Origin of the sequence: Rathayibacter sp. AY1C5 (genome assembly GCF_002931705.1) — a bacterium.
Lineage (GTDB): Bacteria > Actinomycetota > Actinomycetes > Actinomycetales > Microbacteriaceae > Rathayibacter.
The window spans coordinates 60,014-82,326 of the sequence record NZ_PSWD01000014.1; the positions used below are offsets into that span (position 1 = coordinate 60,014).

Sequence of the window (22,313 nt, forward strand, 5' to 3'; positions counted from 1 at the left end):
GCAGTGACGCTCCGCACTCTGGACTCACTGGGCTCCCTCGCAGGCAAGCGCGTCGTCGTCCGCTGCGATCTGAACGTCCCCCTGAAGGACGGAACGATCACGGACGACGGCCGCGTGCGCGCGTCGGTGCCCACGCTCCAGCGTCTGGTTTCCGAGGGCGCCCGAGTCGTGGTCGTGAGCCACCTCGGGCGCCCCGAGGGGAAGCCCGAGGCGAAGTACAGCCTCGCTCCCGTCGCCGCCCGCCTCGGCGAGCTGCTCGACGCTCCGGTGGCCTTCGCCGAGGACACCGTCGGGGAGGCGGCCTCGGCCGCCGTCGACGCCCTCGAGGACGGCCAGGTCGTCGTCCTCGAGAACCTCCGGTTCAACGCCGGCGAGACGAGCAAGGACGAAGCCGAGCGCCGCACCTTCGCCGAGAAGCTGGCCGCCTACGGCGACGCCTTCGTCTCCGACGGGTTCGGCGTCGTGCACCGCAAGCAGGCGAGCGTCTACGAGCTCGCCGAGCTTCTCCCCAGCGCCGCCGGCACGCTGATCGCGGCCGAGCTCGAGGTGCTGGAGCGGCTCACCGAGAAGCCCGAGCGCCCCTACGCGGTCGTCCTCGGCGGCTCGAAGGTCTCGGACAAGCTCGGCGTGATCGAGCACCTGCTGCCGAAGGTCGACTCGATCCTCATCGGCGGCGGAATGCTGTTCACCTTCCTCAAGGCCCAGGGCCACGAGGTCGGCGCCAGCCTGCTGGAGGCGGACCAGGTCGACACCGTGCTCGGCTACCTCGCGAAGGCGAAGGAGCTGGGCGTGGAGATCGTCCTGCCGACGGACGTCGTCGTGGCGTCGGAGTTCGGCCCCGACGCCGAGTACCAGGTCGCCTCGGCCGACGCGATCGAGGGCACGCCCTTCGGTGAGAAGGGCCTCGGCCTGGACATCGGACCGGACACCGCCGCGCACTTCGCCGAGATCATCGCGGCGTCCGAGACGGTGTTCTGGAACGGCCCCATGGGCGTCTTCGAGCTCGAGCCGTTCGCGGCGGGCACCAAGACCGTCGCGCAGGCGCTCACCGAGGTCGACGGCCTCAGCGTCGTCGGCGGAGGCGACTCCGCCGCGGCCGTCCGCGCCCTCGGGTTCCGCGACGACCAGTTCGGCCACATCTCGACGGGAGGCGGAGCGAGCCTCGAATTCCTCGAGGGCAAGCGCCTCCCCGGACTGGAGGTCCTCGGATGGTAGACACCGCCGCCCGCACCCCGCTCATCGCCGGCAACTGGAAGATGAACCTGGACCACCTCCAGGCCATCGCCTTCGTGCAGAAGCTGGCGTGGAGCCTCAAGGACGCCGACCACGACTTCGACGGTGTCGAGGTCGCGGTGTTCCCGCCCTTCACGGACCTCCGGCCCGTGCAGATCCTCGTCGACTCGGACAAGCTGCCGCTCAAGTACGGCGCGCAGGACGTCTCGAAGTTCGACAGCGGCGCCTACACCGGTGAGATCTCGGGCCAGTTCCTGAAGCAGCTCGACTGCGACTACGTGATCGTCGGCCACTCGGAGCGTCGCACGCTCCACGGCGAGACGGACGCGGACATCGCCGCCAAGTCGGCCGCGGCCGTCAATCACGGCGTCGCTCCGATCATCTGCGTCGGCGAGACCGCGGAGGACCTCGAGAAGCACGGCCCGTCGGCCGTGCCGGTCGCCCAGCTGAAGGAGGCCCTCACCGGCCTCCCCGCGGACGCCGACCTCGTCGTCGCCTACGAGCCGGTCTGGGCCATCGGCTCCGGACAGGCCGCGACGCCCGAGCAGGCCCAGCAGGTCTGCAAGGCGCTCCGCGGAGTCGTCGCCGACGTCCTCGGCGCCGACACCGCCGCGAAGACCCGCATCCTCTACGGCGGCTCCGTGAAGTCCGGAAACATCGCCGGCTTCATGCGCGAGCCCGACGTCGACGGAGCACTCGTCGGAGGCGCCAGCCTCCAGGTCGACGAGTTCGCGGCGATCGCACGATTCCGGAACCACGTCGGGGTCTGAGTTGCTGCGACGAGAGGGCGGGCCCATCGGGCCCGCCCTCTCGTCGTCCACGCCGCTCCCTGCGCGGCGTGGCGCGGTCGGCTTCGCGACGGGGCGCGGTTCCGAGAGCGGGATGCGTCCGGCTACGTCGATCCGCTGGAACGCGGATCACCGGTTCGCCTCGGAAGATCCCACACCGGCTTCGCGCGTTGGCCGGTGCGGTGCTGTCGGCTCGTCGCGGGGTGCTCTCCGAGAGAGTGGCGCGTTCGGCTCGATCGGTCCGCTGGTACGTGGATCACAGGCTCGCGGTCCGGCGACTGAAGAGGTTGTCGAGGGCACCGCGACGAGGCCACCCGCTCCGCCCCTCGACGGACACTCGTATACATCGCCCCGAACACGGGACGACGCATTCCTCGCGGATTCGCAGGCGCCGTTATACTCGTCGGGGCGCGCAACGCGCCAGAACTTCGAAAGGTACCGCGTGGACATCCTCCAGGTCGTGCTCCAGGTCATCCTGGGCATCACGAGCCTCCTGCTCACCATGCTGATCCTGCTCCACAAGGGGCGCGGCGGCGGTCTGTCCGACATGTTCGGGGGCGGAGTCACCTCCAACCTCGGCGCGTCGGGCGTCGCCGAGCGCAACCTCAACCGCATCACCGTGATCCTGGGCGTCGTCTGGCTGGCCTGCATCGTGGTGCTCGGACTCATCACCAAGTTCACCACCGGAGCATAGGGGTACTCGCAATGGCATCAGGCGGCAGTGCAATCCGCGGTTCGCGCGTCGGCGCAGGACCCATGGGCGAGCAGGACCGGGGCTTCCACGCGGAGCGCGTCGCGGTCTCCTACTGGGACGCTCTCGGCAATGAGACGGTGCGCCACTTCTCGGCGGCCCTCCCCGAGGACGAGATACCCGAGGTGATCGACTCCCCGCAGTCCGGTCTCCCCGCGGGCCGCGACCGGGCGAACCCGCCCCAGGTCGCGAAGACCGAGCCCTACAAGACGCACCTCGCCTACGTGAAGGAGCGCCGCACCGAGGCCGAGGCGGCTCAGCTCCTCGAGGAGGCGCTGCAGCAGCTGCGCGCCCGACGAGGCACCGCGACCCCGTCCTGATCCTCACCGCACGACGAACGACGGAAGGCCCGCCCCCTCTGGGGACGGGCCTTCCGTCGTTTCCGGACCGGCCTCAGTAGCTCGGAGCGATGAGCGACTCGGGGACCTCGGCCGCAGCCTCCTGGTCGACGAAGAACACCGTGCGCTTGCGACCGAACGCGCCCGACGCGGGCACCTCGTTCGTGCTGGCACCCGCGAGCGCGAGGCCCAGGGCCGAGGCCTTGTCGGCGCCGGCGAGCACCATCCAGATGCGGTCCGACTGGTTGATCAGCGGCAGCGTGAGGGTGAGGCGCTCCGGCGGCGGCTTCGGCGAGTTGCGTACGGCGAGGACGCCGGGAGTCGTGGAGCGGATCGCGGAGCGCTCGGGGAACAGCGACGCGATGTGCCCGTCCGGCCCGACACCGAGGAAGGTGATGTCGAAGCGCGGGTAGTCGCGCCCCTCGGAGGCGTGCTCGCGCAGCTCCGCGTCGTAGGCAGCGGCGGCGCCGTCGAGGTCCAGACCCTCGTCCGAGGCCGGGTAAGAGTGCACGTTCGCCGCCGGCACGTCGAGGACGCTGAAGAGGTCCCCCGCCTGGACGTCGTTGCGGTCCTCGTGGCCGCGGGGCACCCAGCGCTCATCGCCCCACCAGAAGTGCACGCGCGACCAGTCCACGTTGCCGGCGGCGGAGGAGGAGCCGATCTCCTTGAGCGTGGCGGCTCCCATCGTCCCTCCGGTGAGCACGACGTTCGCCGAACCCAGGTCGTCGAGGACGTCGATCGTCTTGGTGAGGAACCGGGCGGCGACCGAGCCGGCGAGGGTCTGCTTGTCGCGGTGGACCAGCACGCGGCGTTCGGTGGTCATCTCAGGGGACTCCTTCGGGTTCGGGTGCCGATCGGCGGGGTTCGGCTCCGTGTCGGGAAGCTCTGAGGCGTGGGCGCCCTGGACGGGCGCCCACGCCTCAGGAGGCGCTGCGGGCCTCGGCCTTCTCAGTGAGCATGTCGACCCCGCGCGAGATCACTTCACCGTACAGGTCATCCGGGTCGAGCCGGCGCAGCTCCTCCGCCAGGCAGTCCCGGAGGCTGCGGCGGGGGAGCGAGATGTCGTGGACCGGCTGATCGGGCTGCGTGAGCGTCGCGACGTTGGGCACCGAGCGCTCGAGCTCGATCACTCCGGAGTCGCGGATGAGCCGCACGCCGTGGATCCCGCTGGACCCGGTGGCGCTGATCGTGAGCTCGTGGTCGACGGGGATGTCGAGCTCGAGCTGCAGCCAGGCGGCGAGCAGGATCGTCGAGGGGGAGTCGGGCGCGCCCGAGACCTCGACGGCCGTGATCGGCTCGTAGGGCGGCTGGTCGAGCACGGCTGCGAGCTGCGCGCGCCAGAGGGTGAGGCGGGTCCAGGCGAAGTCGGTGTCGCCGGGGGCATAGGTGGAGGCGAGGTGGTGCAGCGCCTCCGCCGGGTTCGACTGGGCCGACGCGTCGGTGATCCGCCGGGTGGCGATCCGGCCGATCGGGGACGCGGAGGCGTTGTCCGGAGCGCTGTTCGGCCACCAGGCCACGACGGGGGCGTCGGGGAGGAGCAGGCCCGTGACCAGGCTCTCCTCGTCCTCGGCCGCGTCCCCGTAGGGACGGAGCACGACGACCTCGCTCGCGCCGGCGTCGCCTCCGACCCGGATCTGCGCGTCGACCCGCGCCGTCGCGTCGACCGGGACCGTGGTGGTGCCGTCGTCTTTCGAGACCACGATGACGCGCATCGGGTGCTCGCGGGACGCGTCGTTCGCGGCTTCGATGGCCTCCTCCTCGTGACCCCGGGAGGTCGCGATGATGAGGGTGAGGACGCGGCCGAGGGCGACGGCGCCGCCCTCCTCGCGGATCTTGACGAGGGTCTTCGAGACCTCGCTCGTCGTGGTGTCGGGCAGATCGACGATCATGGACGCCTCCAGGTGCGGCCGTCGCGGGCGAGGAGCTCGTCGGCGGAATCGGGGCCCCAGGTTCCGGGGCGGTACTGCTCGGGCTGGCCCTGCGTGGCCCAGAACTCCTCGATCGGGTCGAGGATCTTCCAGGACAGCTCGACCTCCTCGTGCCGGGGGAAGAGCGGCGGCTCGCCCAGGAGGACGTCGAGGATGAGACGCTCGTAGGCCTCGGGACTCGCCTCGGTGAACGCGTGGCCGTAGCCGAAGTCCATCGTCACGTCGCGCACCTGCATGCCGGCGCCGGGCACCTTCGAGCCGAAGCGCATGGTGACGCCCTCGTCGGGCTGGACCCGGATGACGAGCGCGTTCTGGCCCAGCGACGTGGTCTGGCTCTCGGCGAAGAGCTGCTTCGGTGCCCGCTTGAACACGACCGCGATCTCGGTGACGCGGCGGCCGAGGCGCTTGCCGGCCCGCAGGTAGAACGGCACGCCGGCCCAGCGTCGGGTGCCGATGTCCAGGCGCATGGCGGCGTAGGTCTCGGTGGTCGAGGTGGGGCTCATGCCGTCCTCCTCGAGGAAGCCGAGCACCTTCTCGCCGCCCTGCCAGCCGCCGGCGTACTGCCCGCGGGCGGTCGCGGTGGAGAGGTCGGCGGGGAGGCGGACGGCCGCGAGGACCTTCTCCTTCTCCGCACGGAGGTCGGCCGCGTCGAACGAGATCGGCTCCTCCATGGCGGTCAGGGCGAGCAGCTGCAGCAGGTGGTTCTGGATGACGTCGCGCGCCGCTCCGATGCCGTCGTAGTAGCCCGCGCGCCCGCCCACGCCGATGTCCTCGGCCATGGTGATCTGCACGTGGTCGACGTAGTTCGAGTTCCAGAGCGGCTCGTACATCATGTTGGCGAAGCGGAGGGCCAGGATGTTCTGGACCGTCTCCTTGCCGAGGTAGTGGTCGATCCGGAAGACGGAGTCGGGCGGGAAGACCGACTCGACGACGTCGTTCAGCTCGCGAGCCGTCTTCAGGTCGCTGCCGAACGGCTTCTCGATGACGACGCGGCGCCACTGGCCGTCCTTCTGCTCGGCGAGGCCGGAGCTGCGCAGCTGCTCGGTGACCTGCGGGAAGGACTTCGGGGGGATCGAGAGGTAGAAGGCGAAGTTGCCGTTCGTGCCGCGCTCGCGGTCGAGGTCGTCGACGGTCGTCTTCAGGCGGGCGAACGCCTCGGGGTCGTCGAACTCGCCCTGCACGAACCGGATGCCCTGCGCGAGCTGCGCCCAGACCTCCTCGTGGAACTCGGTGCGGGCGTGCTTCTTCACGGAGTCGTGGACGACCTGCTCGAAGTCCTGGTCGTCCCAGTCGCGCCGGGCGAATCCGACGAGGGCGAAGCCGGGAGGCAGGAGGCCGCGGTTGGCGAGATCGTAGACCGCGGGCATGAGCTTCTTGCGGGAGAGGTCGCCGGTCACGCCGAAGATGACGAGGCCGCTGGGCCCGGCGATCCGGTTCAACCGGCGGTCGAAGCTCAACCTCAGCGGATTGAACTCGGGGGTGATGTCCACAGACATGTGCAGTGTCCTTCTGTGTGCCGGTGGGACCGGCGCACTGCTATCGGTGAGGGAGGGGGAGGAGCGGGCGGGCCCGGCTGCTGCCCCGGGAAGTGGTCGCGGGACGACCGCGGGCACGCCGCCGCGCGCTCGAGAGCGCAGCGGCGGCGTGCCCGTCGGATCAGGTGTTGAGGGCCTCGAAGAGCGCCTCGAGGTCGGCCTCGGGGTCGGTCAGCGTGAGGGTCAGCACCGGCCGGCCGTGCTCGGCGAGCACGCTCGCGTCGCCGGCGGCCTGCGCCAGGATGAGCTGGCCGAAGGTGAACGGGCTGTCCGGGATCTCGAGGTCCACGTCGGAGCGCTCGGTGATCTGGAGGAACACGCCGGTCGGCGCCCCTCCCTTGTGGTACTGCCCGGTCGAGTGCAGGAAGCGCGGGCCCCACCCGAAGGTGACGGGGCGCTGGGCCTGCGCGGCGAGGAGGTCGCGCACGCCCTCGAGCTGCGGGAGCGCGAGGCGGTCGACGTACGCCTGGATCGAGACGTAGCCGCCGTCGCCCAGCTGCGCGAGGAGGCGGTCGACAGCGGCGGCGACGGTCGAGACGCCCTCGGTGACGCTGCTGCTGCCGGTGACCTCGATGCCCGCGTCGGTGAACGCGGGCGCCTCGGGCTCGGGGCGCTTCTCGAGCAGGGCCCGGGTCGCGACCTTCGCCGACTCGACGTCGGGCTGGTCGAACGGGTTGATGCCCAGGAGGCGACCCGCGACGGCGACGGCGTACTCCCACGTCAGCATCTGAGCGCCGAGCGAGCCGGAGAGGAGGATCTCGCCCTCGTGGCGGTCGCGCGGGAACAGGTGCAGCGCCGTGGCGTCCTCGACCAGGCGGACGACCTGCACGTCGGGCAGGTCCTCCGAGAGCTCGGGGGCCAGCGTGCCGAGGACGACGGGGAGGATGCCCGTGCCGTCCTTGCCGGTGGACTCGGCGATGAGCTGCTCCGCCCAGTCGGCGAAGCCGACGATGTCGGTCCCGTCGGCGACGATCGCGAGCTTGTCGCGGCGCGGGCTGGTCGCGGCGATCGCCGCTCCGAGGATCAGGCCCGGGTTCTCGGGGGAGTCCACGGCGAGCCCGAGGGAGGCCTCGGCCGCCTCGTCGAGGAGGGCCTCGATGTCGGCGCCGGCGAGCCCGGACGGCACGAGGCCGAACGCGGAGAGCGCCGAGAAGCGCCCGCCGATGTTCGGGTCGGCGTTGAACACGCGGTAGCCGGCCTCGCGGGAGGAGGTGTCCAGGGGCGAGCCCGGGTCGGTCACGATGACGATGCGGTCGAGCGGATCGATGCCCGCCTCCGTGAACGCCTTCTCGTAGGCCTTCTTCTGGCTCGCGGTCTCGACGGTCGAGCCGGACTTCGAGGAGATGACGACCGCGGTCGACGCGAGCCGGTCGTTCAGGGCCGCGAGCACCTGGCCGGGCGCCGTCGAGTCGAGCACGGTGAGCTCGACGCCGGCGGTGCGGGTGATGACCTCGGGCGCGAGCGAGGAGCCGCCCATGCCGCCGAGGACGATGTGGTCGACGCCCTTGGCCTGGAACTCCTCGCGCAGGGCGAGGATCTGGGGGATCAGGGGGCGGGAGACGGTGGTCGACTCGGTCCACCCGAGGCGCTTGGCCGCCTCCTCCTCCGCCGCGGCGCCCCACAGGGTGGGGACCTGGGCGGTGATGCCGGACGCGACCTCGTCGGCGACGAGCTCCGGGACGACGCGGTCGACGGCCTTCTCGGCGTCTCCGCTGACGTGGATCTGGATGGCCATGATCAGGCCTGCGCCTTCGCGCCCTCGAGCGCCGCGGTGACGGTGTCGAGCAGCTCGTTCCAGGAGACGATGAACTTCTCCACGCCCTCCTTCTCGAGCAGCTCGGTGACGTCGGCGTACGAGACGCCCTGCGCCGCGACGGCGTCGAGGACGGCGTTCGCGTCGGCGTACGAGCCGGTGACGGTGTCGCCGGTGATGACGCCGTGGTCGAAGGTCGCCTCGAGGGTCTTCTCGGGCATCGTGTTGACCACGCCGGCCGCGACGAGCTCGGTCACGTAGAGGGTGTCGGGGAGGTCGGTCGACTTGACGCCGGTCGAGGCCCAGAGGGGGCGCTGGCGGTTGGCGCCGGACTCCTGGAGCAGCAGGGCGCGCTCGGTGGCGAACGCCTCGACGAAGACCTCGTAGGCCAGCTGCGCGTTGGCGACGCCGGACTTGCTCTTGAGGGCGCGGGCCTCGTCGGTGCCGACGGCCTCGAGGCGCTTGTCGATCTCGGTGTCGACGCGCGAGACGAAGAACGAGGCGACGGAGTGGATGGTCGACAGGTCGATGCCGGCGTCCTTGGCCTTCTCGAGGCCGGCCAGGTACGCGTTGATGACGGCGCGGTAGCGGGCGAGCGAGAAGATCAGGGTGACGTTCACCGAGATGCCGGAGCCGATGACCTCCGTGATGGCCTCGAGGCCCTCGACGGTCGCGGGGATCTTGATCATCGCGTTGGGGCGGTCGACCTTGGCCCAGAGGGCCTTGGCCTGCTCGATGGTGCCCTGGGCGTCGTGCGCCAGGCCGGGCTCGACCTCGATCGACACGCGGCCGTCGTAGCCGTTGGTCGCGTCGTAGATCGGGCGGAAGATGTCGGACGCCGCGGCGACGTCGTCGGTGGTGATCTCGAAGACGGCGTCGGTCACCGAGGTGCCGGCGGAGGCGAGCTCGCGCACCTGGGCGTCGTAGGACTCGCCGTTGGTCAGGGCCGCGGCGAAGATCGTGGGGTTCGTGGTGACTCCGACGACGTTCTTCTCCTCGATGAGCTTCTGCAGCCCTCCGGTGGAGATGCGCGAGCGGGAGAGGTCGTCGAGCCAGATGCTGACGCCGGCGGCGGAGAGCTCTGCGGTGGGGGTGTTCTCGGTCATGTCTCTTCTTCTTCTGCGTAGGTGGTGCGTGGTGTGAGGGGGAGCCGCTGCTCCGACGGCGAAGGCCGCGTCCGTGGTGGACGCGGCCTTCGGGTCAGGAGGCTGCGAGCGACTCCTTGGCGGCGGACAGTGCCGCCTCGGTGGTGATCCCGAACTCGCGGAACAGGGTCTTGTAGTCGGCCGAGGCGCCGAAGTGCTCGATCGAGACGGAGCGGCCGGCGTCGCCGACGTACTTCTGCCAGCCCAGGCTCAGGCCGGCCTCGATCGAGACGCGCGCCTTCACCGAGGAGGGCAGGACCTTCTCGCGGTACTCGGCGTCCTGCTCCTCGAACCACTCGAGGGACGGAGCCGAGACGACGCGGGCGTTGACGCCTTCGCTCCTCAGGGCCTCGCGCGCCTCGACGGCGATCTGGACCTCGGAGCCGGTCGCGATGAAGATCACGTCCGGGGTGCCGCCCGGCGCCTCGGCCAGGATGTAGGCACCACGGGCGACGTTCGCGGCGGAGGCGAAGGTCTCGCCCTCCGCGTCGCCCTCGCCGCGCTCGAACACCGGGATGTTCTGACGGGTGAGCGCGAGGCCGGCGGGGCCCTCGCGGCGCTCGAGGATGGTCTTCCAGGCGTAGGCGACCTCGTTCGCGTCGCCGGGGCGGACGATGTCCAGGCCCGGGATCGCGCGGAGGGTCGACAGCTGCTCGACCGGCTGGTGCGTCGGGCCGTCCTCGCCGAGCGCCACGGAGTCGTGGGTCCAGACGTAGATGGCCGGCGCCTTCATGAGCGCGGCGAGACGGACCGCCGGGCGCATGTAGTCGGAGAAGATCAGGAAGGTGCCGCCGAAGGGGCGGGTGTTGCCGTGCAGGACGATCCCGTTGAGGATCGCGCCCATGGCGTGCTCGCGGATGCCGAAGTGCAGCACGCGGCCGCCCTTCTTCCCGGTCCACTCGTGGGTCGAGAACTCCGTCGGGACGAAGGAGCCGGCTCCCTCGATCGTCGTGTTGTTCGACTCGGCGAGGTCGGCGGAGCCGCCCCACAGCTCGGGGATCACGCCGGCGAGGGCGTTGATGACCTTGCCGGACGCGGCGCGGGTCGAGACCTCCTTGCCGGGCTCGAAGACGGGGAGCGCCTCCTGGACGCCCTCGGGCAGCTCGCCCGAGAGGACCCGGTCGAGCAGCTCCTTCTTCTCGGGGTTCGCGGACGCCCAGGCGGCGAGCTGCTCGTCCCACTCGACGTGCTGGGCCTGGCCGCGCTCGACGGCCTTGCGGGTGTGCTCGATGACCTCGTCGGCGACGTCGAAGGTCTTCTCGGGGTCGAAGCCGAGCACCTCCTTGAGTCCGCGGAGCTCGTCGGCGCCCAGGGCGGAGCCGTGGATCTTGCCGGTGTTCTGCTTCTTCGGCGACGGCCAGCCGATGATGGTGCGCAGGATGATGAGCGACGGCTTGTCGGTCTCGCCCTTCGCGGCCTCGATCGCGGCGTGCAGCTCGGCGACGTCCTCGTGGTACTCGCCGGTCTTCTTCCAGTCGACGACCTGGACCTGCCAGTCGTAGGCCTCGTAGCGCGCCTTGACGTCCTCGGTGAAGGCGATGTTGGTGTCGTCCTCGATCGAGATCTGGTTGGAGTCGTAGATGACGACCAGGTTGCCGAGCTTCTGGTGGCCGGCCAGCGAGGAGGCCTCGCTGGTGACGCCCTCCTGCAGGTCGCCGTCGCCGGCGATCACGTAGACGAAGTGGTCGAACGGGGAGGTGCCCGCGGCGGCCTCCGGGTCGAACAGGTCGCGCTCGAAGCGCGAGGCGTAGGCGAAGCCCACGGCGGAGGCGAGGCCCTGGCCGAGCGGCCCGGTGGTGATCTCGACGCCGTCGGTGTGGCCGTACTCCGGGTGGCCCGGGGTCTTCGAGCCCCAGGTGCGCAGCGCCTTGAGGTCGTCGAGCTCGAGTCCGTAGCCGCCCAGGTAGAACTGGACGTACTGGGTCAGCGAGGAGTGGCCGACCGACAGGATGAACCGGTCGCGGCCGATCCAGGTCGCGTCGGACGGATCGCGGCGCATGACCTTCTGGAACAGGAGGTAGGCGGCGGGCGCGAGGCTCATGGCGGTTCCGGGATGGCCGTTGCCGACCTTCTCGACCGCATCCGCGGCGAGAACCCTCGCCGTGTCGACTGCCTTCTCGTCAATGGATTCCCATTGCAGTTCTGACACTTGGTACTGACCCTTCTCGAGACGTGGGGCAGACGGGGACCGTCCGCCCTCTCGCATGGTGGAGCACGCCGCATGACGACTTCGACACGATGCTCCGGCGACGGCCCTCTCGGCCCCGTGCCGACGATCGTCGGGCGGGCTCGGGTGCGTGCCGGGCGCTCTGGCGAGCAGTCCCGAGTATACGGAGGGGGGTGCGCCGCCGACCGGGGGTTGCGTGGTCGCATATGTCTGCGTCCGATTGGACAAGCGTGCACGCCGGGCCCGGCTCCCGGACGGGCGCATTACACTCGTTCGGGATCATCGAATCGTTAGAGGAGCAATGGACGCAGTCGTGGAGACCACCGCCGTCGAGCGGGACGGGGCGTCGCCGACGACCCTCTCGCGCAAGGTGAAGGCCTTCGTCGCTCTGACGAAGCCGCGCGTGATCGAGCTGCTCCTCGTGGTGACCGCTCCGACGATGATCCTGGCGCAGGGCGGGATCCCCAATCTGCTGCTGGTCCTCAACGTCCTGATCGGCGGCGCGCTGAGCGCCGGGTCCGCGGGCGCGTTCAACTGCTACTTCGACCGCGACATCGACCGGATCATGAACCGGACGAAGAACCGGCCGCTCGTGACCGGGGAGATCTCGGACCGGTCCGCGCTCGTCTTCGCGACCACGATCGGCGTCCTGTCGATCGTCTGGCTCGGCCTCACGGCCAACTGGCTCTCCGCGGGCCTCTCGCTCGCCGCGATCCTGATCTACGTCGTGTTCTACACGCTCTTCCTCAAGCGCCGGACGCCGCAGAACATCGTGTGGGGCGGCATCGCGGGCTGCATGCCGGTGCTGATCGGCTGGGCGGCGGTCACCGGCTCGCTCGACTGGGCCCCCGTCATCCTCTTCTCCGTCATCTTCCTCTGGACGCCGCCGCACTACTGGCCGCTGTCGATGAAGTACCGGGACGACTACCAGGCCGCCGGCGTGCCGATGCTGGCCGTCGTGCGCGGACGCACGATCGTCGGGCTCCAGGTCATCCTCTACGCCTGGGCCACCGTCGCCTGCTCGCTCCTGCTGATCCCCGTCGCCGGAATGGGGGTGCTCTACACGGTGGTCGCGCTCGGCAGCGGAGTCTGGTTCATCGCCGAGACGCACCGCCTCTACAGCCTCGCGATCCGTCACGAGCACGTCTCGCCGATGCGGGTGTTCCACGGGTCCATCGGATACCTCACCCTGCTCTTCCTCGCCGTCGGCATCGACCCGCTGCTCCCCTTCTGATGGTGACGCCGTTCTCCTTGCTCGCCGAGCGGGTGACCCTGGGTCCGCGCGCACTGCGCTGGGGGACCACCGCGGCGCTCGTCGCGAGCATCCTGATCATCTTCTTCGGGGGCGTCGTCCGGCTGACCGGCTCTGGCCTCGGCTGCCCCACCTGGCCGGCGTGCGAGCCGGGCTCGCTCACCTCGACCCCCGAGCTCGGGATCCACGGCTTCATCGAGTTCACGAACCGCGCGTTCACCGGCGTCCTCGTGGTCGCGGTGGGCTGGGCGATCACGGCCGCGCGCCTGCAGAAGCCGCGCGACCGCACCATGACCCGGCTCGCTTGGTCGCAGTTCTGGCTCGTCGTCGCGAACGCCCTCGCGGGCGGCGCGACCGTCCACTCGGGCCTCAACCCGTACATCGTGGCCGGGCACTTCGTTCTCGCCATCGCCCTCCTCACCACCACCGCACTGACGTGGCACCGCGCCCACCGCTCGCAGTCCGTGGCCTTCGAGCCTGACCGCCCGACGCGGGCGCTCAGCATCGGGCTCGTCGGCCTGACGCTCCTCGTGATCCTCGTGGGGACCCTCGTGACGGGGACCGGCCCGCACGCCGGCGACTCCGCGGAGGTGCCCCGCATGCAGTTCCACTGGGAGAGCGTGACCGTCGTCCACGGCGTGCTCGGCACGGCGGTGCTCGTCGTGGGCGCCGCGCTGCTCCTGCGCCTGTCGCGGGCGGCGGGCTCGGAGCTCGCCCGGCGGCGCGTGGTCGCCTTCCTCGTGGTCGTCGTGCTGCAGGCGCTGGTCGGGGTCGCGCAGTCGCTCACCGCGCTGCCCGAGACGCTCGTCGCGGTGCACCTGCTCGGCTCGGCGCTCATCTGGGTCGGCGCGGTCCGCGTGCTGCTCGACGTCAACCCGAGGCTGTTCACCGTGCGCGCCCAGCGCCGGGACGCCGCCCAGGAGCTCCAGCCCGCCGCCTGACCGCGGGCTCCGGCTCGGCGGAGAGCAGGTGCCGCCGGAGGCGCAGGAGCACGCGGGGGAGCGCCCGCAGCGGGAGGTCGGCCGCGATCGCGCGGGCGAGAGGGCCGAACGCCCGTGCGGGTCCGGTCGGCAGGCCGGCGCCCACCAGTGCGGTCACGAGTCGTGCGGGGATCGGGGTCGATGCGTCGTTCGTCATGGCGGAACCGAATCACGGACCACCGACACCGGTATGGCCATGCGCGTCTGGAGGCACGTCACCGGTGCCCGGCCGACACCCAGGTGCGGAGGTTCCGCTGAACGGCGGACGCCGGTAGAATGAGAAGCTGGTCACGGTTCGACGCACCCTGCGCACGTGATCCGCACACGGCCCGATGGAGCGCCGACGCACACCTCCGGAATCCAGGGACGCACATCATCCGCTCCGCGCATCAGATCGATCGCGCGACCGGCCGGAGAGCACCCGCGGGCCACCCCCGGGGGAATGACTCCGGGACCCGACCGGTTAGCAGTGGGTAGGAAACGAGGTACACATGTCAGACATCCTGATCGACCGCCCCGAGCTCGAGAGCCTGGGCGTCTACGAGTTCGGCTGGTCCGACTCGGACTCCGCCGGAGCCTCCGCGCGACGCGGCATCTCGCCCGAGGTAGTCTCCGACATCTCCGCGCTCAAGAACGAGCCCGCCTGGATGCGCGACCGCCGCATGAAGGCCCTGAAGCTCTTCGAGCGCAAGCCCATGCCGACGTGGGGCGCCGACCTGTCGGACATCGACTTCGACAACATCAAGTACTTCGTCCGCTCCACCGAGAAGCAGGCGCAGACCTGGGACGACCTCCCGGACGACATCAAGAACACGTACGAGAAGCTCGGCATCCCGGAGGCGGAGCGCCAGCGCCTCGTCGGCGGCGTCGCGGCCCAGTACGAGTCCGAGGTCGTCTACCACCAGATCCGCGAGGACCTGGAGGAGCAGGGCGTCATCTTCATGGACACCGACACGGCGCTGCGCGAGCACCCCGAGATCTTCGAGGAGTACTTCGGCACCGTCATCCCCGCGGGCGACAACAAGTTCGCGGCGCTGAACACCGCGGTCTGGTCCGGCGGCTCCTTCGTGTACGTCCCCAAGGGCGTCCACGTGGACATCCCGCTGCAGGCCTACTTCCGGATCAACACCGAGAACATGGGCCAGTTCGAGCGGACCCTGATCATCGCGGACGAGGACAGCTACGTCCACTACATCGAGGGCTGCACGGCTCCGATCTACAAGTCGGACTCGCTGCACTCGGCCGTGGTCGAGATCATCGTGAAGAAGAACGCCCGCGTGCGCTACACGACGATCCAGAACTGGTCGAACAACGTCTACAACCTCGTCACCAAGCGCGCGATCGCGCACGAGGGCGCGACGATGGAGTGGATCGACGGCAACATCGGCTCCAAGGTCACGATGAAGTACCCGTCGATCTTCCTGGTCGGCGAGCACGCCAAGGGCGAGACCCTCTCCGTCGCGTTCGCGGGCCCCGGCCAGCACCAGGACGCCGGCGCGAAGATGGTCCACATGGCGCCGTACACGCAGTCGTCGATCGTCTCGAAGTCGATCGCCCGCGGCGGCGGTCGCGCCGGATACCGAGGCGAGGTCCGGGTGGACGCGAACGCGCACCACTCGGCGAACACCGTGCGCTGCGACGCCCTCCTGGTCGACACCATCTCGCGCTCCGACACCTACCCGGCGATCGACATCCGTGTCGACGACGTGCAGCTCGGCCACGAGGCGACGGTGTCGAAGGTCAGCGAGGAGCAGCTCTTCTACCTGATGTCGCGCGGCCTGCCGGAGGACGAGGCGATGGCCATGATCGTCCGCGGCTTCATCGAGCCGATCGCGCGCGAGCTGCCCATGGAGTACGCCCTCGAGCTGAACAAGCTCATCGAGATGGGGATGGAGGGCAGCGTCGGTTGACGCCCGCCTCCCCCCTCGAAGGGGCGCCCGGACGGGGCGCCCCGCACCCATCGAAAGGAACCACCGCCAGATGACGGTCCCCACGAGCGCCGCGACCCCCGAGATCGACGGCGCGGCCGCCGCTGAGCGCCTGGGCATCAGCGCCCACTCCGACGGGGCGTTCACGCCCGTGCAGACGCGCTCCGAGCGCTTCGCGTCGGCCGACGTCGAGGCCTTCGAGGCCGTCACCGGCCGCGAGATCGCCTGGAAGCTGACGCCCGTCGCCCGCCTCGGCGATCTGATCGACGGCGCGCTCGACGGCTCGCCCGCCCCCCTCGAGCACGCGGCGGTGGACGGTGTGGACGTCTCGTGGGTCGGCCGCGACGACCAGCGGATCGGCACCGCCGGCCTCCCCGAGGACCGCGCCGCCGCGAACGCCTGGTCGAGCTTCGAGAAGGCCCTCGCCGTCCGCGTGACGGGCGAGGACGAGAAGGTCGCCACCCTCGTCCGCTCGGGCCTCGGCTCCGCACCCCGCGCCGCGCACACGATCATCGAGGCGGCGCCCTACGCCCGCGCCGTCGTCGTGCTGCAGAACGAGGGGGAGGCCTCCCTCGCGGAGAACGTGGAGATCCTCGTCGGCGAGGGCGCGCAGCTCACCGTCGTCACCGTGCAGGAGTGGGCGGATGACGCCCGGCACCTGGCCAACCACTTCGTGCGGGTCGGACGCGACGCGAAGGTGAAGCACATCGTGGTCACCCTCGGCGGCTCCATCGTCCGGGTGAACCCCTCGGCGCACCTCGTCGAGCGCGGAGCGGACGGCGAACTCTTCGGCCTGTACTTCGCCGACGGCGGCCAGCACCTCGAGCAGCAGGTGTACGTCGACCACGACGCCCCCGACACCCGCAGCCGCGTGACCTACAAGGGCGCGCTGCAGGGCGAGGGCGCGCGCACCGTCTGGATCGGCGACGTCCTGATCCGCAACAGCGCCACCGGCACCGACAGCTACGAGCAGAACCGCAACCTGGTCCTCTCGGACGGCACGCGCGCCGACTCCATTCCGAACCTCGAGATCGAGACCGGTGACATCGCCGGAGCGGGGCACGCCTCGGCGACCGGCCGCTTCGACGACGAGCAGCTCTTCTACCTGCAGTCCCGCGGGATCCGCGAGGACGAGGCGCGACGCCTGGTCGTGCGCGGGTTCCTCAGCGAGATCGTGCAGCAGATCAAGGTCGCCGAGCTCGAGGACCGCCTGCAGCTCGCGATCGAGGCGGAGCTCGCCGGCAGCGCCGGCCAGACCGGCTCCTCCCGCGGAGCGGCGGTCACCGCATGAGCAACGCCGCGATGATCTGCTCGGTCTCCGAGCTGATCCCCAACCAGGCCATGCGTGTCGAGGTCGACGGAGTCGCGATCGCGGTCGTGCAGGACTCCGCCGGCGAGATCCACGCCATCGGCGACACGTGCACGCACGGCGAGATCTCGCTCTCCGAGGGCTTCGTCGAGGGCGACAGCCTCGAGTGCTGGGCGCACGGCTCCCAGTTCTCCCTCCGCACCGGCACCCCCCTGAACCTCCCGGCCTACGAGCCGGTCCCCGTCTTCGTCGTCGAGATCATCGACGGCGACGTCTACATCGACCCGACCGTCACGAAGGAAGTCTGAATGTCCGTTCTCCAGATCAGCGATCTCCACGTCAGTGTCGAGACCGAGCAGGGGACCAAGCAGATCCTCCGCGGTGTCGATCTCACCATCAACCAGGGTGAGATCCACGCGATCATGGGCCCCAACGGGTCCGGCAAGTCCACCCTCGCGTACACGATCGCGGGACACCCCAAGTACCACGTCGACGGCGGCTCGATCACCCTCGACGGCGTCGAGGTCCTCGACATGTCCGTCGACGAGCGCGCCCGCGCGGGCCTCTTCCTCGCCATGCAGTACCCGGTCGAGATCCCCGGTGTGACCAACACCAACTTCCTCCGCACTGCCAAGACCGCGATCGCCGGCGAGGCGCCCGCCATCCGCACGTGGACGAAGGACGTCAAGTCGGCGATGGCGAACCTCCGCATGGACTCGTCCTTCGCGGCGCGCAACGTCAACGAGGGCTTCTCGGGCGGCGAGAAGAAGCGCAACGAGATCCTCCAGCTCGAGCTGCTCGCCCCGCAGTTCGCCGTCCTCGACGAGACCGACTCCGGCCTCGACGTCGACGCGCTCAAGATCGTGTCGGAGGGAGTCAACCGCGCCCACCAGAGCACCGGTCTCGGCGTGCTGCTGATCACGCACTACACGCGGATCCTCCGCTACATCCAGCCCGACTTCGTCCACGTCTTCGTCGCCGGCCGCGTCGCCGAGCAGGGCGGCAAGGAGCTCGCCACCCGGCTCGAGGACGAGGGCTACGACCGCTTCCTGACCTCGGCGACGGTCTGATCATGGCGGTCACCACTCTCGAGCCGAAGCTCTTCGACCAGGTCGAGGAGGCCCTCAAGGACGTCATGGACCCCGAGCTCGGGGTCAACGTGGTCGACCTGGGACTCATCTACGACCTGGGCTGGGACGACGAGAACGACGCCCTCGTCATCCACATGACCCTCACCTCGGCGGGCTGCCCGCTGACCGACGTGCTCGAGGAGCAGACCGCCGAGTCGCTCGACGGCATCGTCGAGGCGTTCCGGATCAACTGGGTCTGGATGCCGCCGTGGGGTCCCGACCGGATCACCGAGGACGGGCGCGACATGATGCGCGCACTCGGCTTCTCGATCTAGCCGCTGCACACCGACGCCGAAGGGCCGGGAGGAGTCGTCCTCCCGGCCCTTCGGCGTTCCTGTCGTCTTCAGCCGGTCGCAGTCCGTCGTGGAGTCGGAACGGCCGGGCGGGACGGCTCCGGCGTCGAGGGCCGTCGTCGTCCCCGCCGGTCGAGTCGGTGGAGGTGCCCACCGAGGTCGAGCAGGAGGACCGGGCGGCTCGACCTCTGCCGGACGCCCGAAGGGCCGGGAGGAATCGTCCTCCCGGCCCTTCGGCGTCCGTGCGACCGCTCAGCGCGAGCGTCGCGAGAGCATCGCCCAGGTGGTGGGGAGCAGCGCGGCAGCGACCAGCGCCTTGAGCGCGTCGCCGACCAGGAAGGGCACGAGTCCCGCGGAGAGGACGGAGCCGAGGTCGGCTGGCAGCCCCAGCGAGGCGAGGGCGGCGGCCAGCCAGGGCAAGCCGACGAGGTAGATGGTGGCGGTGCCGGCGAGGAAGGTCACCAGCGTGCCGAGGACGCGACGGTCCCACTGCCGCTGGGCGAGCCACCCGGTGACGATCGACGCGAGGACGAAGCCGACGATGTAGCCGCCGGTGGGACCCGCGAGGACCGCCCAGCCGTGCGAGCCCTCGGTGAAGACCGGGGCGCCGAGAGCGCCGACGAGCGCGTACACGAGCATGGACAGCGCGCCGCGGAGTGCGCCGAGCGTCGTGCCGACCAGGAGGACCGCGAAGGTCTGGCCCGTGAAGGGGACCGGCCACATCGGGATGAACAGCTGCGCCATCGCCGCGGTGAGACCCGCACCCGCGAGCACCAGCAGGGCGTCGGTCGCGACGGAGCGGGTGACGAGCCGGTCGGCGAGGACCGGGCGCGGGAGGGCGGAAGAGGAAGGGGACATGGGTGATCTCCGAGAGTCCTGGTCGCCCGAGAGCGAGGAGCGAGCGCGTCCGCGGTGAGCGGACGTGGATCCGCCCCGCGGCTCAGGAAATATACTAGGGGGCTGCCGCATCGCGGCCCCTTGCCCCACTCCTCCCGAACCGAACGCCATTTCTTGGCGGGAACGGACAGCACTGTGCTCAGCGTGCACGACCTCGAACTCCGAGTCGGCGCCCGACTCCTGATGGAGAACGTCTCCTTCCGGGTGGGCGACGGCGACAAGGTCGGCCTCGTCGGCCGCAACGGGGCGGGGAAGACGACGCTGACCAAGGTCCTCGCGGGCGACCTCATCGCCTCGAAGGGCACGGTCGACCGCGGCGGCGAGATCGGCTACCTCCCTCAGGACCCGCGCTCCGGCGACCCGGAGGAGCTCGCGCGCACCCGCATCCTCGACGCCCGCGGGCTGGGGCAGCTGGTGCTCGGCATGCAGGAGGCGACGGTCGCGATGTCGAGCAGCGACACCTCCGTGAGCGAGGCCGGCATGAAGAAGTACGGCAACCTCACGGATCGCTTCCTCTCCCTGGGCGGATACGCGGCTGAGGCGGAGGCCGCGTCGATCGCGAGCAACCTCAACCTCCCCGACCGGATCCTCGACCAGCCGCTCAAGACGCTCTCCGGTGGCCAGCGGCGCCGCATCGAGCTCGCGCGCATCCTCTTCTCCGACGCGAGCACGCTCATCCTCGACGAGCCGACGAACCACCTCGACGCCGACTCCGTCGTCTGGCTCCGCGAGTTCCTCAAGAACTACCGCGGCGGCTTCATCGTGATCAGCCACGACATCGAGCTGGTCGGCGAGACCGTGAACCGCGTCTTCTACCTCGACGCCAACCGCCAGGTCATCGACGTCTACAACATGAACTGGAAGAACTACCAGCGCCAGCGCGCCGCCGACGAGGAGCGCCGCAAGAAGGAGCGGGTCAACGTCGAGAAGAAGGCCGGTGCCCTCCAGCTGCAGGCCGCCAAGTTCGGCGCGAAGGCCTCGAAGGCCGCAGCGGCGCACCAGATGGTCGCGCGTGCCGAGCGCATGCTCAGCGGGCTCGAGGAGGTCCGCGCGGTCGACCGCGTCGCGAAGCTCCGGTTCCCGACCCCGTCCGCCTGCGGTCGCACCCCTCTGCAGGCTCAGAACCTGTCGAAGAGCTACGGCTCGCTCGAGATCTTCACCGCCGTCGACCTCGCGATCGACCGCGGCTCCAAGGTCGTCATCCTGGGGCTCAACGGAGCGGGCAAGACGACGCTCCTGCGCATCCTGGGCGGCGTCGACCAGCCCGACACCGGAGTGATCGAGGCCGGGCACGGCCTCCGGATCGGCTACTACGCGCAGGAGCACGAGACGATCGACGTCAAGCGCTCGGTGCTCGAGAACATGGTCTCTTCCAGCCCGAACCTCACCGAGACCGAGGCCCGCCGGGTCCTGGGCTCGTTCCTGTTCACCGGCGACGACTCGCACAAGCCGGCCGGGGTCCTCTCCGGCGGGGAGAAGACCCGTCTCGCCCTGGCGATGATCGTGGTCTCGGGCGCGAACGTTCTCCTGCTCGACGAGCCCACCAACAACCTCGATCCCGCGAGCCGCGAGGAGATCCTCGACGCGCTCGCGCACTACGAGGGCGCGGTCGTCCTGGTCAGCCACGACGAGGGAGCCGTCGAGGCACTGAACCCCGAGCGCGTCCTGATCATGCCGGAGGGCACCGAGGACCACTGGGCGGCCGACTACCTCGACCTGATCACGCTCGCCTAGCGGGCGTCGAGCAGCTCGTCCTCGACCTCGGAGTCGCTGCGGCCGCGGCGTCGGCGGCGCTCCTCGCGCCGCTCCTCGGCCGCCACGACCTCGGGGTCGTCGGCGTTGCGGATGCGGTACTCGTGGCGGATCGCCCAGCCGAGCCCGCCGAAGCCCATGACGGCGAACAGCACCCACTGGATCGCGTAGCTGATGTGCAGGCCCTCGTCGGAGACTGGCTTGATCGCGGCCAGCGGGGGAGCGTCGACCGGCGCCGGCGCCTCGGCGACCAGCAGGCCGTACGCCGAGGTCCGCAGGGGCTCGTCCAGCTGCGTCGACAGGTCATCGAGCTGGATCGTGGCGATCTGGCCGGCCGGTGCGGAGCGTCCGTCGATCCGTCCCTCCGCGGGCTTCAGGCGGGCGACGACGGTCACCTCTCCCTCGGGCGGCGCGGGGATCGCGTCGGGGGAGTCCTGGGTCGAGCCGACGGGGACCCAGCCGCGGTCGACGACGAACACGCTGCCGTCGTCGAGCCGCAGCGGCGTCAGGATCTCGAAGCCGGGGTTGCCGTTGTAGGGCCGGTTGCGGACGAGGGTCTGCCCCTGCGTCTCGTAGACGCCGGTGATCTCGACCGGGCGGTACTCGAGGGCGTCGTCCCACGTGGAGTCGGCGGGGAGCAGCCCGTCGAGCGCCACCGGGTCGGCGGTCCAGTTCGCGGTGACCAGCCGGTTGGTCGAGGCGGCCTGGTCGAGCCGCGCGACCTGCCAGCGCGAGAGCAGCACGCAGGCGACGGCGAAGACGATCGCGAGAGCGAGGTAGCCGAACCAGCGTCGCGAGAAGACGAAGCGCCAGGAGGGACGGGGCGCGTCGCCGCTCATCGTTCCGCTCCGCGATCGACCGTGTAGAGCGGCTTCACCTCGAGCGGGAAGTCGCGGGCGAGGAGGAACTCGCGCAGGAACTCCAGGTGCTCGCCGCAGGCCAGCCAGGTCTTCCGACGGTCCTCCGCGTGGATCCTCGGGTTCCGCCACGCGATCGCGAACGTCGCCGTCCGCGGGCAGCCCGCTCGGGAGCAGGCGTGCGCGTCGGGGACCCGGCCGAGCGAAATCACGGCCGGTCTCCTCGCGGGTCGCCGCCCTCGGGGCCGGTGGGCGCCTCGGAATCGGGGGCGGGGGC

21 protein-coding genes are annotated in these 22,313 nt (G+C 70.5%); 12 read left to right on the plus strand and 9 right to left on the minus strand.

Annotated features, from left to right (window positions below):
- Positions 1-3 precede the first annotated feature (3 nt).
- From C5C57_RS11285 to C5C57_RS11300, 4 genes are all read left to right on the plus strand, one after another.
- Complete coding sequence (locus C5C57_RS11285; RefSeq protein WP_104246801.1) at positions 4-1,215, plus strand: phosphoglycerate kinase; 1,212 nt, start codon at positions 4-6, stop codon at positions 1,213-1,215.
- Positions 1,209-2,003, plus strand: a complete 795-nt coding sequence (gene tpiA, locus C5C57_RS11290; protein ID WP_104221913.1) for a triose-phosphate isomerase — start codon at positions 1,209-1,211, stop codon at positions 2,001-2,003. The genes C5C57_RS11285 and tpiA overlap by 7 nt, the downstream gene beginning before the upstream one ends.
- Positions 2,004-2,463: 460 nt before the next feature.
- Positions 2,464-2,715, plus strand: a complete 252-nt coding sequence (gene secG / locus C5C57_RS11295; protein WP_104221915.1) for a preprotein translocase subunit SecG — start codon at positions 2,464-2,466, stop codon at positions 2,713-2,715.
- 11 nt (positions 2,716-2,726) lie between these two features.
- On the plus strand, positions 2,727-3,092 hold the full coding sequence (locus C5C57_RS11300) for an RNA polymerase-binding protein RbpA (RefSeq protein ID WP_055791968.1): 366 nt from the start codon (positions 2,727-2,729) through the stop codon (positions 3,090-3,092).
- A gap of 73 nt (positions 3,093-3,165) precedes the next feature.
- On the opposite strand, the gene pgl is transcribed toward C5C57_RS11300, so the two are convergent.
- The 6 genes from pgl to tkt form a co-directional block, all read right to left on the minus strand.
- Positions 3,166-3,933: a 6-phosphogluconolactonase gene (pgl, locus tag C5C57_RS11305; RefSeq protein ID WP_104221917.1), complete on the minus strand. Its 768-nt coding sequence runs from the start codon at positions 3,931-3,933 to the stop codon at positions 3,166-3,168.
- Between the two features lie 97 nt (positions 3,934-4,030).
- Positions 4,031-4,999: a glucose-6-phosphate dehydrogenase assembly protein OpcA gene (locus C5C57_RS11310; RefSeq protein ID WP_104232638.1), complete on the minus strand. Its 969-nt coding sequence runs from the start codon at positions 4,997-4,999 to the stop codon at positions 4,031-4,033.
- Positions 4,996-6,534, minus strand: a complete 1,539-nt coding sequence (gene zwf, locus C5C57_RS11315; protein WP_104246802.1) for a glucose-6-phosphate dehydrogenase — start codon at positions 6,532-6,534, stop codon at positions 4,996-4,998. Before zwf ends, C5C57_RS11310 begins: the two co-directional genes overlap by 4 nt.
- A 160-nt stretch (positions 6,535-6,694) precedes the next feature.
- Positions 6,695-8,308 (minus strand): glucose-6-phosphate isomerase, encoded by a 1,614-nt coding sequence (locus C5C57_RS11320; RefSeq protein ID WP_104221922.1) that lies wholly within the window; start codon positions 8,306-8,308, stop codon positions 6,695-6,697.
- Positions 8,309-8,310: 2 nt separating this feature from the next.
- Complete coding sequence (tal, locus tag C5C57_RS11325; RefSeq protein ID WP_104221924.1) at positions 8,311-9,432, minus strand: transaldolase; 1,122 nt, start codon at positions 9,430-9,432, stop codon at positions 8,311-8,313.
- Positions 9,433-9,526: 94 nt separating this feature from the next.
- Positions 9,527-11,620 carry a transketolase gene (gene tkt, locus C5C57_RS11330; RefSeq protein ID WP_104246803.1) on the minus strand — a complete coding sequence of 698 codons (2,094 nt, stop codon included), beginning with the start codon at positions 11,618-11,620 and terminating at the stop codon, positions 9,527-9,529.
- Between the two features lie 319 nt (positions 11,621-11,939).
- On the opposite strand from tkt, the gene C5C57_RS11335 reads away from it, so the two are divergent.
- From C5C57_RS11335 to C5C57_RS11365, 7 genes are all read left to right on the plus strand, one after another.
- Entirely contained in the window at positions 11,940-12,872 is a 933-nt protein-coding gene (locus tag C5C57_RS11335) for a heme o synthase (protein WP_104232635.1), read from the plus strand.
- Entirely contained in the window at positions 12,872-13,831 is a 960-nt protein-coding gene (locus C5C57_RS11340; protein WP_104246804.1) for a heme A synthase, read from the plus strand. Before C5C57_RS11335 ends, C5C57_RS11340 begins: the two co-directional genes overlap by 1 nt.
- Positions 13,832-14,361: 530 nt before the next feature.
- Positions 14,362-15,780 carry a Fe-S cluster assembly protein SufB gene (gene sufB, locus C5C57_RS11345; RefSeq protein WP_104221933.1) on the plus strand — a complete coding sequence of 473 codons (1,419 nt, stop codon included), beginning with the start codon at positions 14,362-14,364 and terminating at the stop codon, positions 15,778-15,780.
- A 70-nt stretch (positions 15,781-15,850) separates the two neighbouring features.
- Positions 15,851-17,089 (plus strand): Fe-S cluster assembly protein SufD, encoded by a 1,239-nt coding sequence (gene sufD, locus C5C57_RS11350; RefSeq protein WP_104287907.1) that lies wholly within the window; start codon positions 15,851-15,853, stop codon positions 17,087-17,089.
- A complete protein-coding gene (locus tag C5C57_RS11355; protein WP_077222834.1) occupies positions 17,086-17,415 on the plus strand; it encodes a non-heme iron oxygenase ferredoxin subunit in 330 nt (109 codons plus the stop codon). Before sufD ends, C5C57_RS11355 begins: the two co-directional genes overlap by 4 nt.
- On the plus strand, positions 17,416-18,177 hold the full coding sequence (gene sufC, locus C5C57_RS11360; RefSeq protein ID WP_104221937.1) for a Fe-S cluster assembly ATPase SufC: 762 nt from the start codon (positions 17,416-17,418) through the stop codon (positions 18,175-18,177).
- A gap of 2 nt (positions 18,178-18,179) precedes the next feature.
- Positions 18,180-18,512, plus strand: a complete 333-nt coding sequence (locus tag C5C57_RS11365; protein ID WP_104221939.1) for a metal-sulfur cluster assembly factor — start codon at positions 18,180-18,182, stop codon at positions 18,510-18,512.
- 270 nt (positions 18,513-18,782) lie between these two features.
- Here the strand turns inward: C5C57_RS11365 and C5C57_RS11370 are convergent, their stop codons facing one another.
- Complete coding sequence (locus tag C5C57_RS11370) at positions 18,783-19,388, minus strand: biotin transporter BioY (RefSeq protein ID WP_104232632.1); 606 nt, start codon at positions 19,386-19,388, stop codon at positions 18,783-18,785.
- Between the two features lie 174 nt (positions 19,389-19,562).
- Here C5C57_RS11370 and C5C57_RS11375 point away from each other — a divergent pair, with 174 nt between their 5' ends.
- The gene (locus tag C5C57_RS11375; RefSeq protein ID WP_104221943.1) at positions 19,563-21,161 is read left to right on the plus strand and encodes an ABC-F family ATP-binding cassette domain-containing protein; all 1,599 of its coding nucleotides are present in this window, start codon (positions 19,563-19,565) and stop codon (positions 21,159-21,161) included.
- Here C5C57_RS11375 and C5C57_RS11380 read toward each other — a convergent pair.
- Positions 21,158-22,018: an SURF1 family protein gene (locus C5C57_RS11380; protein WP_104297635.1), complete on the minus strand. Its 861-nt coding sequence runs from the start codon at positions 22,016-22,018 to the stop codon at positions 21,158-21,160. The genes C5C57_RS11375 and C5C57_RS11380 overlap by 4 nt on opposite strands.
- Positions 22,015-22,248: a hypothetical protein gene (locus C5C57_RS11385; RefSeq protein ID WP_104297636.1), complete on the minus strand. Its 234-nt coding sequence runs from the start codon at positions 22,246-22,248 to the stop codon at positions 22,015-22,017. The genes C5C57_RS11380 and C5C57_RS11385 overlap by 4 nt, the downstream gene beginning before the upstream one ends.
- Positions 22,249-22,313 lie beyond the last annotated feature (65 nt).